We start from the raw sequence: 13000 nt of genomic DNA on the forward strand, positions 1-13000 counted from the left end.
TCCGGGTAGCTGAATAGCTCGACCTGCCTCGAGAGGGAGAGCCCGCGTGAACGTGGAGATTCGCTTCCTGGATGCCGCCGAAGCCGCGTCCCACCTGGACGCCCTGGTGGAACTGCTCAGGGACTCCGTCGACACCGGAGCCTCCGTGGGCTTCCTGCCGCCCCTGGATGCCGCCGAGGCTCGCGCCTACTGGGAGGATGTGGTGGCGGAGCTCGTCTCTCCCTCGCGCGGCCTCGCCCTGGCCTGGGTGGATGGCAAGGTCGCCGGCACCGCCCAACTGGTCGAGGCGGACAAGGCCAACGCCCGTCACCGCGCCGAGGTGTCCAAGGTACTGGTGCACTCCGCCTTCCGCCGCCGGGGCGTCGGAGCCGCGCTCATGCGCGCCGTGGAGGCGCGGGCCCGGCAGCGTGGGAAGACCACCCTGGTGCTCGACACCCGCGAAGGCGAGCCCTCCGAGCAGCTCTACCAGTCCCTGGGCTGGATTCGCGTCGGCTCGATTCCCCAGTACGCGGAGATCGCCGGTGGCGTCCTCGTCCCCACGGTCGTCTACTACAAGCTGCTCGGAGACTCGGGACGGTGACGCGTCCGCCCTACCGGGGCACGCGCTCGAGCCGGATGGAGTGACCCTCGGGGCGCGTCACCACGACGAGCGCCCCATCTCCGGCTCGGGTCAGGCACTTCTCCACCGAGTCCGGCGCCGGCTCCATGCACAGGCGCCCCTCCGGCCCCGGCTCCAGGCGGACCTCGCGGCGCTCCAGCTCCACCGGCGGCAGGTGCGCGGAGACCACGTTGAGGAACGTCGCCTTCCCGTCCTCCCCCACCTGCAACTGCAGCAGCCCCACGTAGCGCTCGGGCCGGCCGTTGTAGGTGCCCGGCTCGACCTCGGGCCCCTTCGCCGCGCGCGACCGCGCACACGCCGCGCCTCCGGAGGCCGCCAGCACCAGGCTCGCGAGCAGCACCCGGACCGGCGGCGGACACACGCGGCTCCTCCCTTCCAAGTCCAGGGCGCTCACCTCGACGGCGGCCGCACCTGCACCGTCGAGCGGAGGAACTGCCCCTCCGGGCCGTACTCGCGGATGATCCGCTGGTTTCCCTCCTGGAGCGCCACCACCTTCACCACGGGCACCAGGCCCTCGGGCGTCTCCGCGAAACGCAGGTTGGCGGGCACTTCCGCGATGTCGACGGTCTGCGTCACCTGCTGCGTCTTTCCGTCGATGTACTGGATGCTTCCGGGGTGCTTGGGCTCGCTCATGGGCTGGGCTCCTCTTCCTTCCACGCTCTCCACACTCTCACCGCTTCCCGGCGAGCAGCTCATCGATGATCTTGAATCGCTCCGGCATCATCGCCCGGAACTCGGCCTCGCGGGGTGTTCCCTTCGCCTGTTGGTAGATGAGTAGCGTCTCGGCGAAGTCCTCGCCCGGCGACGCCTTCGCGTACCCCGACGCCACCAGCCCGTCGCTCTTCGCCGCCGCCTTCCAGTCGTCCCAGCGCTTGTCGCTGTCCTGGCTCCCCCACTTCTGCATCGACAGCGTGTGACCCGTCTCGTGGATCATCGTCCCGTCGAGGTAGTCCTGCGTCATCTTCGTCTGGCTCGGGTAGACGGTGATGCTCCCCTCCGCGCCCGCCGTCATGTACGAGCGGAAGTTGGGGTCGTTGTACGTCTTGGCCCAGTAGGCGTCGTCCGGGTTCTGCTTGCCGTCCACCACCACCTGCTTCACCAGCGCGCGGCTGGAGGCCGGCAGCGCCGCGAGCCCCTTGGCCACCTCGTCGATGCTGTGAATCACCCCGGCAGACTTGTCCGGCGTCTTGGGCATGAAGACGGGGATCTTCTTCCCGTCCACCTCCACCTCGTACTTGATGGCGTCCGCCTTGCCCGAGCGGAACGCGAAGTCCTTCACGTCCGAGGGGCCGGTGAGCTTGTAGGGCAGGCGCTTGGTGTCGAAGGTGCCGGCCGGCGTGTCCACCAGGCCGGGCGTCGCGGGCTGGTCGGTGAGGAACTGCTGGAGCTGGGTCCGCTGCCCGGCCGCATCGGCCTTCTTGAAGGCGTCGGACTTCATCAGCGTGTCCAGCCCCTGGCGCGCGGGGGTGGAGATCTCCACGTTGGTGCCGCCCACGTAGCGCAGGAGCTTCTGCTTGTCGGCATCGGCCAGGCCCTGGAACCCGGGCGAGCCGGCCAGCTGCACGAGCGTGTCGCGGGCCGGGTCGTTCTTGGGGTGCAGGGCGAGCTGCTCGAGCGCCGTGGACTTCACCGCGTCGTTGAGGTTGCGGAACGAGGCGCTGCCCGTGAGGCCCTGGACATCCTGCAGCAGCTTCGCGTCGGCGGGCGCCCGGTCCAGCGCCGCGAGCGCCTGCTTCTGGTGCGCGGGGTTGAGCTGGCCGAAGCCCGGGCTCAGCGCGAGCGCGGTGAGGTTCTTCTGGGCGTTGATGTCATTGGGGTGGCTCCCCAGCGCGCCCAGCAGATGCGTGCTGGTGTCCGCGTTGAGCTTGCGGAAGTTGGCGTCCCCGGCGAGATCCTTCAGCCCGTGCGCCAGCTGGCGGTTGCTGGGCGCCTTGTCCAGCGTCTCGAGCATCTGCCGCTGGTGGGTGAGGCTCAGCTGGGAGAACCCATCGCTCTTCACCAGGTCGGACAGGTTGTCCTGGGCGATGGGGTTGCCCTTGAGCTTGTCCATCCGCGCGAGGATTTCCTTCTCCAGCCCGTCATCCAGCCGCTTGAACTTCGGATCCTTCTGGATGGCGGCCGACTCGTCCGGGCCCTGCGGCCTGGGCTTCGCGGGGGCCGTGCCCTCGAAGGTGCTCTGGGCCGCCCGGTTCTCGGTGCGGTTGCTCGCGCCGGAGGACTCCGTGCTCGTGGTGGGCGCGGGCTTCGTCGCGTCCTGCGTCTTCCGGGGCTGCTGCGGCCCCTCGTCGACTCCCGCGGGACGCTGCGGACCGTTGCCTGCTCCACCAATTCGGCTGACCATACGGGGCTCCAGGCTCGCCCGGGAGCGCGGGGATCCGGCGTCTCCGGGGTTCGAGCGGCCATCCATTCTAGAGCCCGCGCTGACTCGGAGTGAATCCCCGGGCCCCCCCGGGTGCGACCCCGTCATCCGAAGAATCGTTGAAAAGCCGACAAGCGCCGGTTACCTTGCGCGCCCCCCTTGTGGAGCGCCTGTCCCAGGCGTCGAGGGGGAAAGACAGACAATGTTCATGCGAAATCGGATTGCCTCCGCGGTACTGGCTGCTGGCTTGATGGCGGGAGTTGCGTGTGGTCCCTCGGACACGGAGCCCTCGCGGGACTCCGCCTCGTCCGGCGCCGAGACCGCCCTGGAGGAGCTCGCTCCCAAGCAGGCCACGGACGTCTTCGCCCAGTCCACGCTGCCCTACACCATCGTCTGGGATGACTTCTCCCGGACGGGCTCGGGCTACAACATCTGCTCCTCGTATTTCTACAGGACCTGCAGGGACTGTTACGTCTACAACCAGTCGTCCTATTACCAGTCCCTTTGCCCCTCTCCCACCGACATCAATCCGGTCGGGTGTCGGGTCTGCAATTACACGTACACCGATCGCGTCCTGCTCCCCGGTGGAGACCTGATCGACGTCTCCATCGAGCACAACGCCACCGCCCCGGACGGCATCGAGTTCCGTCTGGAGTCCGCCCCCAACGTGAAGTGGTGGAAGCAGGTGGCCCTCACCGGCGTGGTGGACTACTGGACCGTGTGGAACCAGAACGGTCAGTCCTGGTGCAACTGGCCCGACCCCCAGACCGCCGGCTGCAACACCAACTCGCAGTGGGCCGACGTCGCGCTCAACCCGGGCTCGCGCTTCGTCTTCTCCAAGACCCAATCCTCCGGCACGCGCGAGGATACCTACGTGCTCCACAACCTCGCCGAGCGCCTCACCGGTGGTGACCGCGTCACCTTCCGCTGGGTGGAAGACATCACCGACCCCAACTGAGCTCCGCTCGTGGCTCGGCCGCACTCCGTGGCTCGACGGGTCTCGTGACTACAGGACGCTCCTCCAGCGCGCGGCGAGGCGCTGGAGCAGCTGCCCATCCGCACTGGCCGGTAACGTGAACCGCGATCGCCACCCCGCGAGCCGGACCCGCTCGACCCACGCCAGTGCCTCCTGGGCCGTGTGGTTCTGGAGCAGGGTGAAGTAGAGATAGGCGTATTCGTCGGAGAGCCGGGTGGCGAAGGTGATGGGGTCGTCCGTGTTGATCGACACGAGCAGGGGCGTGTCCCCGGAGGGCCCCTGTGTCAGCCGCAACGCGGGATGCTCCCCGAGCACGCCCATGTCCGACGTCAGGAGGTTGCTCGAGGGATTGCTCTCGACCGTGACCTCCATGCGCCCGAGCAACCGGCGCAGCCACCGCTGGGCCTCCGTGAGCATGGCCATCTCGGAGTCGTCCAGGCGGACGTCGAGGGGCTGCTCGCCACGCCGGAACCACACCGTCGATGTCAGGTACCTCCGGAGCACCTCGAATGCATCCGAGGGATGGCGGCTGTCGGAGCCCGGGGCCACACGCCGGGGATAGCCCATCCGTTCCACGATGGCGGGGGAATGCCGCAGTCTCCTGGCTTCGAGGTACATGTCGAGGTCGGGCGTGGGGTCGAGATAGACGTCGCGCAGGAGCCGTCGAAGCTCCGCGCGGACCCGTTCCCGGCGGGCGGTTCCTCCATCGAGGTTCCCCCGTTGGTACCGCTCGAGCTCCCAGAGAAGGTCGTCGATCCGCTCCTCCGCGGGCTGGTGGATCATCCGCGCATGGCGAGCCCAGGCACCGACATCCACGCCCAGCGCGACGCCATGGCCGATCCGGTCCCCCTGCTGGAGGGCACCGAACTCGACCAGCTCGTGGATGCGGCGCAGCCCCTCGACGAGGCGCCGGAAATCCTCTCCCACGTGATAGGTGACACGCAGGGGTGGAATCGTCTCTCGCGAGGCGAGCACCCGTGACGCATGGACCGAGGCGCGCCGGGTCTCCGCCAGGATGCCCAGCGTCGGCCAGGAGGGGACGGACAACTCGGTGCTCGCGAAGTCCAGCCCGCGGATGAACAGGAGCATGCTCGGGAAGCGCTCGAGGGCTCCCGCGAGGGCCTGCGCGCGGCGCCGTTGTTCCGCGAACCAGTCTCCGAAGCGCACGCCCGTTCCATTCCCCTCGGGGTCGGCGTGGAGCCGCCGCTCCGGGTGCCGTGCGTTGATGCGCTCCTTCAGGAAGTGGTAGGTGAGGCCAATCTCCGGAGGGCGGAAGTCGGCGCCAGCATCGTGCCGGCGGTGGAAGCGAAGGCTCCCCTCCACCAGCTTCTGGACGTCGCCGCAGACCTGGATCCACGTCTCGGGGGGAGTCCGCCGCAACTCCAGCGCACCCAGGCGCAGATCGGCGCTCTCATGCTCCAGGGCCGCATCCAGCAGCGTGGAGTCCAGGTCCCCGCGCAGCGCCTTGAGTCGACCGAAGAAGCGCTGGAACCAGTCGAGGCCCGCGGTTCCGGACTCCAGGACGAGGAAGGCGTAGGCACGGCAACGGACGCGCTGGTACTGCCAGAAGAACCGCTGGAAGTCCGCGTCCGCCAGGCCGGAGCGGATGGCTCGCTGCGCGCGCGTGGCGAAGAGCGTCTCGGGCAGGAGCTTGCCCGGCACTCCGGGCATCCACGGCGCGATGGGGTCCGCGGCGTAGATCTGCTCGAGGCTCCCGGGGCGCGGATGGTCGTACCGGCCCACCAGCAGCCGGTAGACGTGACCGAGCTCGGCCAGTCCAGGGCCGCCCGAGCCCTTCAGGAGCATCCGCAGGGCGGCACCACACCAGTGCTGGCGCTCGACCTGACCCACCGGATGCCCGTGACGGGAGATGGCGCGCTCGATGGCCTCACGGCAGAAAGCGGCGAAAGACTGTCCCCGGCCCGCCTCGAGGCGCAGCAGGTAGCCCGCCATGAGGGTGCGAGTGATCGCCGCGGCCAGCAACAGGGAGAAGAAGGTCGTCTGGCCTCCAAAGGGCCATGCCTCGTCCGGGGCCGGGGGCGTCCGGCCCGGTCGAGGTCCCTCGCGAAGGAACCATCCCATCCACGAGGTCCAGAGCTGGGAGAACGAGAAGGCGGCCTTCTCGTGAAGGTGCGTCTCGGCGACGGGCTCGTTCAGCACCTGGGCGAGCTGGGGGCTGACGAGACTCACGCGATTGGCCGGTGGCTCCTGCCCACCGAGCGAGTAGAGGGAGGAGATCATCAGGTCCGGCGGGAGGAGGAGGGAGATCCACCGCCAGAGAGCGATGAGGGCCACGGCGTCCGTGCGTGAGGGATGGGCCGCTTCGCGCAGGCGCACCGAGGCTCCGGCTGGTTCGAGGTAGAAGGACGCCAGACGGTACAGGTACGCCTCCAGGGAGACGTTCGGACCCCCGGTGCCGTCCCCCGGGCCCCCCGCGCCGAACCACGCATGGTCCCGGACTCCGTTGAGCACCTCGAGCGAGAGCCCGCGCGCACGAAGCCTCAGGTGCTCCTCCAGCTCGCGAGCCATGGCGCTCGTCGCCGGGTCGAGCACCCCGGGCGCCACCCGTCCCAGTACGACCGAGCCCCGCTGGAATCCCCGCTGCGACAGGAACGGCCAGGCCTCGGCTTCCGCGATCAACCGCTCGTAGACGATCTCCCCCGCCATGGCGCCCTCCCGTCAGGAGTGAGGCTTCTTCCGCGAGGGTTCGTCACCGTCAGCCGGGCCACGGGCCTCGATCCTCTTGACCCAGGGATGCTCGGGGAAGGGCTCATCGATGTTCTCGAGGACTGTCTCGAGCAGGTCATGGGGCACGCCGTCCGCGCGCATGCGCTCGCGACGCATCCGACGAAGCCGGGAGGGATCCATGCCGGCGGAGAGGGCGTACTCGATGAAGACCTGTGCAATGGAGTTCGACAGCGCGGCTTCCGGCGTCCCCATCAGCGGGAGACTTTCGACCCACCTGGCGAACAACTTGTCGCGACGCCCCACCGGCGCCTTCGACTGCTCCGTGAGGTTTCTCAGCAGGGGATCGAACTGCATTTTCGTGGCGACACCTTCGATGTAGGGGCTCCCTCCAGACCTCCAACGCGAAGCCGCACAGTTCCTGAGATAGCTGAGCGCCAATGAATCAGCGACGTAGGGCTTGTGCGTCGCGCTATCCAGCGTGAGCCATCCGCTGAGGTTCTGCACTGTTTCCGCCCAGATGCCGACGAAGTCCTCGTATTCCTTCAAGGACGGCCAGCTCACGGCGGGCCAGGAATGAAACGGTTGCTTGTAATCTGAAAGCGACTGAGTGAAGACGACAGGCCACAGCAACAGCTCCGGGTGCTCGGCTGGAAGGTCGGACGCGTCATCCTGGTCCTGGACATAGTCGAAGATGAGCCTGAACAAGGCATCGAGGGGGGCGGGCAGCTCCGGCGCGCGTCGTACCGGAGCGAATCGCTCGATGTGGAGGGTTCGCTGCGCATCGATCGTGATTTCTCGTGCGTCCCCTTCACGTCCGTTCCAGATGAGGTCGCGCAAATGCTTTCCGAACTCGCTCGCCGCCTTGCTGATGATGATCTTCGTCTGGTAGAGCGAGAACCACTCCATCACGTCAGGGCGTGCCAGCTTCTCCGCGAACACTCGCCACAGACCCACGAGGACGACGGGGGTCCGCGCGTTTTCGGAGATTCGCTGATGGCGCTCGACCTCCAGCCGGGCCGCGGAGGCGAGCACCTTGGGGAGGTTGCCCAGCGCTCTCTGGCGCGACGTGGTGCTGTAGTGTGAGAGCTCGTGCTCATCCCTCATGATGGGCTTGAGTTGGGGCACCTCCAGGCGGTTGATGCTGTTCCAGAGGTCCGCGACGTCGCCCCGGCTGCTCGTCTGCTCGCTCAGGCCTTTCATGGCCTCGACGAATGGATGGGATGGAATGGTCGCGTCGATGTCCTCGAGGGCGAACTGGCGGTCTGGAGTGGCGCGATTCGGGGGCACCGGGGGCACCATTCGCGCGAAGCGTCTCGCTTGAATCGCCCTGGCTGACCACAAGGGGCCCAGTCGCTTCATCAGCACCTCGAGGAAGCTGCGCGCCTCCTCGAGGGGAAGACCGGATTCGGGAGCCGCGATGAGCACGGCTTCCTCGAGCGCCCATCGGGCGTTGACCTGTTGTCGAGGCGAGGCGCCCTCCGAAGGTTCCGCCAGCCTGGCGAGCTCTTCCGCGAGCGCGGGCCAGTCCGATACGCCTTCCCACCAGGCCTCTTTCGGAAGGGTGACACCTCGGCTCCTGGCGATCTGGAGGGCGAGCCACAGGAACTGACGCGCCAGGAGGCTGACATCCCATGTCCCGTGTGGTTGGGCCAGCAGCTGGCGCCAGTAGCGAGCGAACAACACGTGGTCCACGGGGGCCTTCCACGCTGGAAGCACCCAGGGCACGACCACGGCGGTGTTCAGCTGGGAGTTCTTCCAGGAAGCCACCACGAATTGCAGTGTTCCCTTGTCGAACGGTGCGGCCAGCTCGTCCAGACGGCTGCCCTGGACGACATCGGCCGCCACGTCCGCGGCCAGCAACCAACAGGCCGTCAACGGTCCGTCCAACTCTTGATTGCCGAGCTTCTTTCCAAGCTGAGGGGCGGGGATATTGGAGACCAGGTACGCACGGAAACGGAGCAGATCCTGGAGCGAGAGGGTGCTCCCACTGCTACCCGCTGGAATCCCCGCCACGGGCTCGAACTCGCTCATCAACCGGACCTTCTGCGTGTTGAGCTGGAGTCGTCCATCCATCCGGGAGCTCTTCACCATCTCGGTGAGCTCCCGGTGTTGGGGGGCCCACTCCTTCACGGTCTGGTCCCAGAGCCACTTGATGATTCGAAGCGACGCGGAAGAGGGGGGGCCCTTTCGTTTGACGTCGTTCTCCTTGCGGAGTCTCGCCGTCAACTCGTCGATCTGCCGCAATCGCTCCGGGAGCAGCTCCGCGCTCTGCTCGTTCTCCAGGAGATAGTCACGAAGGGTGGGCGGATTCGCCGGGTATTCGCGGGGAATCTCCGGAGGCCGGACCTCGACCGTGTACTGCTTGAGGAGCTTGCGGATCTCCCGGATTCGCTTCACCCGCTCCCTGTGCGTCAGCGTGTCCAGCCGGAAGCGCGCCGAGCTGGGGATGTCCTTCGCGTAGATGTCCTCCGCCAGCCTGCGGGAGTCCTCCTGATCCTTTGGCCCCTTGCCTGCCTGGTTCTGCAGGGATTCCTGCAACCTCGAGAGGAAGAGCTTGCTGTCTCCCGCCACCAGGAACGCCAGCCGCGGATGCCACAGCTTCCGCAGCAGCTCGAGCAGCTTCACCGAGAGTCGCGGATTCATGTCCGCGTCGTCGATGGCCAGCAGGAACAGCGGCTTCTTCCGGTACTTTCTCGCGTAGTCTTCGACCAGCGCATCGAGCGCCTCGCGGAACCGCTGCGGCAGCTGTCCGCGTTCGAGCTCCTCATCGATGGTCTCGATCACGTAGGCGCTCATGTCCCGCCGCCCCACCCTCCCCTCCAGGCTCTCGTCCCAGGTGACCAGCAGCTTCATCAGTCGCAGCCACTTCTCTCGAAGCTGACTGAGGGCCGGGCCCTCCCAGGGCAGTGATGGATTCTCCGGCGCGACCGGTGTCGGGGGCTCCACCGCCTCGACGACGCGCTTGAGATGCCCCGCGATGTGCAGCGGCAGGTTCGTCTGTGGCGGCAGCGGTTGGAGGTCGATGAGCCCGATCGGGATGATCCGATCGTCCATCTTCTCGAACTTCTCCGGAGGCTCCTCCCCCAACACCTGCTGCCCGTACGCATGGAGCAGCGTCACCACGAGCGTGGATTTACCCGTGCCCCGGTCTCCGTCGATCAGCAGCACCCGGTTCGACCGCTTCCCCTCGATGTGCGGCAGGTAGGAATGTTCCCGCGCCGGCACGGGCGCGGAGGGCCCCCGCTCGTTGGCCATGTCCTGCAGCGCCTCGGCAATCGCCTTGCCCGCGTTCCACTGCGCCCTCGTGAGCCGCTTCAATGGCAATGGCGCCGCTTCGGGCCGGGGGGCCGGTGCCTCCTGCCTCTTCTTCTTCGACTTGCTCATGGGCCTCGGTCTCAGAGGCCCTCCCCGTTAGTCGAATGCCCCTGGCCTGCAAAGGGTGTCGCGCCGCGTCAGCCTCGAAGCTCACTCCCGGGTGACTCCCGGGTGACAGTCAGCACCCGCCCTCCTCTCGCGCGGTGTTCACCTTCTCCTGTTGCCTGCCCGGGCTGCCGCCTTGGGAGTGGCGGGCGTGCGTCACATTCGCGCCCCCGCTTCTCCACCCGGGAGAACCCATAGGAGGCTTCCATGGCTACTCCCGCACCCGCGGCTCGACAGGCCCTCAAGGATGCCAACGCGCGTTGGCCCAAGCGCAAGACGGCTTCCGACGGCATCATGGGCGACGCTCGCCACCAGAAGACCAAGTCCGATCACAACGACGGCAACGCCGTCGACATCACCCATGATCCGGCTTCGGGCGCCACAGGTGATGAGATCGCCAAACACGCGCTCAACGACAGCCGCGTCACCTACGTCATCTGGAACCGACGCATCCACTCCAGGGACGGGCGCGGATGGCGTCCCTACCGGGGCTCCAATCCACATACCCATCATTGTCATATCAGCATCCGTGCCTCGGCTCGCGGTGACACCCGGCACTGGGGCTGGTTCACTGGAGGGGCTTCTCCTCCTCCTCCCCCCTCGCGCCGCCCTCCCCCCAAATCCCTACCCGCGAGGAACCTCAAGCGCGGCTCCAAGGGCCCCGAGGTCCAGCAGCTCCAGGCCGCTCTGGTCAAGCTGGGGTTCATGACCCAGTCCCAGTTGAACACCGGCCCCGGCGTCTTCGGCCCTCAGACCGAGCTGTCCCTCAAGAAGTTCCAGGCCCGTCACGGTGTCCCCTCCACTGGCTTCTACGGACCCCTGACTCGCGCCGCCTTCTCCAAGCTGGGCTTTTGATGGGCGGCCCTGGCTCTCTCTTCTTCCCTCACCCCAGCCCTCTCCCAGAGGGAGAGGGGGCTTCTCGCGGATTCAACCCGGGGGACTCGATACCCTCACCCCGTCCCTCTCCCGGTGGGAGAGGGGTTGGGTGTTACCAGGTGGTGTCCGGGACCGGCGCCGACAACACCTGACGCCTCTCGCTCACCACCCCCAGCTTCACTCCCAACTGGTACAGCGCTCGCGTCTGCTCGAACACCGGCTCCCACGGCGCCGTCACCTTTACCCCCGTCCCCTCGTCGTCGCTGCTCTCGCCCTTCTGCTGGCCCAGCAGCTCCGACAGCACCTCCGCCGCGCTCTTCTTGCGCGGGAACGTCTCCACCCTCACCCCTCCCTCCAGCTTCGCCGCCTCCTTCGCCAGCTTCAGCGCCACCGCGTACCCTCCCAGCTCGTCCACCAATCCCTTCTCCTTCGCGTCCTCCCCCGTCCACACCCTCCCCTTCGCCACCTCCCGCAGCTTCTCCACCGGCATCTTCCTCCCCTCCGCCGCCTTCGCCGTGAAGTCCTCGTACACCCGGTCCAGGAACGCGTCGTTCCTCGCCAGCTGCTCCGGCGTGAACTCCAGGTCCGAGCTGTACATCGTCGCGTTCTTCCCCACCCCCAACGGCTCCCAGTTCACCCCCAGCTTCTCCCACAGGTCCGCCGTCACCATCTTCCCCCCGAACACCCCGATGCTCCCCGTCAGCGTCCCCGGCTGCGCCACAATCTTGTCCGCGTCCATCGCCACGAAATACCCACCGCTCGCCGCGTACGTCCCCATCGTCACGATCACCGGCTTGCCCTTCTCCCTCGCCCTCCGCACCTCCCTCCTCACCGTGTCGCTCGCCACGTAGCTCCCTCCCGGGCTGTCCACCCGGAAGATGATCGCCTTCACCTTGTCGTCCTCCGCCGCCTTCCTCAACGCCGCCGCCACCGACTCGCTCCCCATCGTCACCTCTCCCGACATCGGGTTCGTCGAGCTCTTCCCTCGCGCGATTCCCCCCGCCCCGAAGATGAGCGCCACCGTCGGCCCCGTCGTGTTCGGCCTCCCCGCCCTCTCCAGGTACTTCTCCAGGTACAGCAGCTTCGCGTCCTTCCCCGCCTCCTCCTTCACCTTCGCGTACACCTCGTCGCGGTACAGCAGCCCGTCCACCAGCTTCGCCTCCACCGCCTCCTTCCCCAACAGCGGCGCCGCGTCGATCGCCGCCTTCACCTGCTCCTCGCTCAGCTTCCTCCCCTCCGCCACCCCCTTCACCATCTGCCCGAACATGCTCGTCAGGAACCGCTCCGTCGCCTCGCGGTGCTCCGGCGTGTACGTCTGCTCCGTGTACGTGTTCACCGCGTTCTTGTACTCGTACCGCTTTCCAATCCGCGGCTTCACCCCCAGCTTCGCGAACGCCTCGCGCGCGAACGGCGTTTCGATCGCCGCCCCCACCACCGACACGTCCCCCGACGGCTGGATGTAGATTTCGTCGAACGCCGACGCCAGGTAGTACGCCCCCGTCCCGCTTCCCCCCTCACCGAAGGTGTCCGCGTACGCCACCGCCTTCTTCCCCTTCGCCCGGAACGCCTTCACCGCGTCCCTCAGCTCCTGCACCACCGCCGTGCTCCCCGGCGCCCCGTTGAGCCTCACCACCAGCGCCTTCACCCGCTCGTCCCCCCCCGCCTTCTCCAGCGCGTCCACCGCGTCCCGCACCGTCAGCTTCTCCGACCCGAAGGCGCTCGCCAGCGAGTCCTCCGGCAGGTACTCCACCAGCGGCTCGTCCAGCTCCAGCTCCAACACCACGTTGCCCGACGGCACCCCCGGTTTGCTCGCCGCCCCCAGGATGGCGAGCCCCACCATGGCTCCGAAGATGAGAAGGCTCAGCGCGCCCACTGCGGCGAGCGAACCGATGATGAAGCGTTTCATGCGCGAGGCTCCTGACACCTGCGTGTATGCCGAAGGCTTACTACCAACCGCCTCCCAACACGAACCCCGCGTCTTTATTCGCCCGCGCCTCCCGGTGCGGCGAGCAGCCGTTCTCCCTCCCCACTCCGCCCCTTCCACGCGCCTGGCATGCGGGCG

The 13000-nt window shown here is 67.6% G+C and carries 9 protein-coding genes; 3 read left to right on the forward strand and 6 right to left on the reverse strand.

Translation table 11 applies throughout. The features are described 5' to 3' along the window. The first annotated feature begins 46 nt into the window (after nt 1–46). Nucleotides 47–580: a GNAT family N-acetyltransferase gene (locus tag JRI60_RS52675; protein ID WP_204223718.1), complete on the forward strand. Its 534-nt coding sequence runs from the start codon at nt 47–49 to the stop codon at nt 578–580. Between the two features lie 10 nt (nt 581–590). Here JRI60_RS52675 and JRI60_RS52680 read toward each other — a convergent pair whose 3' ends face one another. From JRI60_RS52680 to JRI60_RS52690, 3 genes are read right to left on the reverse strand one after another with little or no spacing between them, the layout of a single operon-like run. Next, nucleotides 591–980: a hypothetical protein gene (locus tag JRI60_RS52680; RefSeq protein ID WP_204223719.1), complete on the reverse strand. Its 390-nt coding sequence runs from the start codon at nt 978–980 to the stop codon at nt 591–593. A gap of 29 nt (nt 981–1009) precedes the next feature. Further along, complete coding sequence (locus JRI60_RS52685; protein WP_204223720.1) at nt 1010–1252, reverse strand: hypothetical protein; 243 nt, start codon at nt 1250–1252, stop codon at nt 1010–1012. Between the two features lie 37 nt (nt 1253–1289). Further along, nucleotides 1290–2960 carry a hypothetical protein gene (locus JRI60_RS52690; protein ID WP_204223721.1) on the reverse strand — a complete coding sequence of 557 codons (1671 nt, stop codon included), beginning with the start codon at nt 2958–2960 and terminating at the stop codon, nt 1290–1292. Between the two features lie 226 nt (nt 2961–3186). Between JRI60_RS52690 and JRI60_RS52695 the strand changes: the two genes are divergently transcribed. Continuing rightward, entirely contained in the window at nt 3187–3936 is a 750-nt protein-coding gene (locus JRI60_RS52695; RefSeq protein ID WP_204223722.1) for a hypothetical protein, read from the forward strand. A gap of 48 nt (nt 3937–3984) precedes the next feature. On the opposite strand, the gene JRI60_RS52700 is transcribed toward JRI60_RS52695, so the two are convergent. Both JRI60_RS52700 and JRI60_RS52705 read right to left on the reverse strand, forming a co-directional pair. Then, nucleotides 3985–6621: a hypothetical protein gene (locus JRI60_RS52700; RefSeq protein WP_204223723.1), complete on the reverse strand. Its 2637-nt coding sequence runs from the start codon at nt 6619–6621 to the stop codon at nt 3985–3987. A 12-nt stretch (nt 6622–6633) separates the two neighbouring features. Beyond that, complete coding sequence (locus JRI60_RS52705) at nt 6634–10026, reverse strand: hypothetical protein (RefSeq protein WP_204223724.1); 3393 nt, start codon at nt 10024–10026, stop codon at nt 6634–6636. Nucleotides 10027–10269: 243 nt separating this feature from the next. Here JRI60_RS52705 and JRI60_RS52710 point away from each other — a divergent pair, with 243 nt between their 5' ends. Continuing rightward, nucleotides 10270–10917, forward strand: coding sequence for a peptidoglycan-binding domain-containing protein (locus tag JRI60_RS52710; protein ID WP_239470249.1), 648 nt, complete (start codon nt 10270–10272; stop codon nt 10915–10917). A gap of 133 nt (nt 10918–11050) precedes the next feature. Here the strand turns inward: JRI60_RS52710 and sppA are convergent, their stop codons facing one another. Beyond that, nucleotides 11051–12844, reverse strand: coding sequence for a signal peptide peptidase SppA (gene sppA, locus JRI60_RS52715; protein ID WP_204223725.1), 1794 nt, complete (start codon nt 12842–12844; stop codon nt 11051–11053). Between the last annotated feature and the right edge of the window lie 156 nt (nt 12845–13000).

The sequence above is a fragment of the Archangium violaceum genome, assembly GCF_016887565.1.
GTDB lineage: Bacteria > Myxococcota > Myxococcia > Myxococcales > Myxococcaceae > Archangium > Archangium violaceum_B.

Coding starts and splice junctions, on each gene's coding strand:
- JRI60_RS52685 (WP_204223720.1), bottom strand. CDS start 1,252: ATGAGCGAGCCCAAGCACCCCGGAAGCATCCAGTACATCGACGGAAAG.
- sppA (WP_204223725.1), bottom strand. CDS start 12,844: ATGAAACGCTTCATCATCGGTTCGCTCGCCGCAGTGGGCGCGCTGAGC.
- JRI60_RS52710 (WP_239470249.1), top strand. CDS start 10,270: ATGGCTACTCCCGCACCCGCGGCTCGACAGGCCCTCAAGGATGCCAAC.
- JRI60_RS52695 (WP_204223722.1), top strand. CDS start 3,187: ATGCGAAATCGGATTGCCTCCGCGGTACTGGCTGCTGGCTTGATGGCG.
- JRI60_RS52690 (WP_204223721.1), bottom strand. CDS start 2,960: ATGGTCAGCCGAATTGGTGGAGCAGGCAACGGTCCGCAGCGTCCCGCG.
- JRI60_RS52705 (WP_204223724.1), bottom strand. CDS start 10,026: ATGAGCAAGTCGAAGAAGAAGAGGCAGGAGGCACCGGCCCCCCGGCCC.
- JRI60_RS52700 (WP_204223723.1), bottom strand. CDS start 6,621: ATGGCGGGGGAGATCGTCTACGAGCGGTTGATCGCGGAAGCCGAGGCC.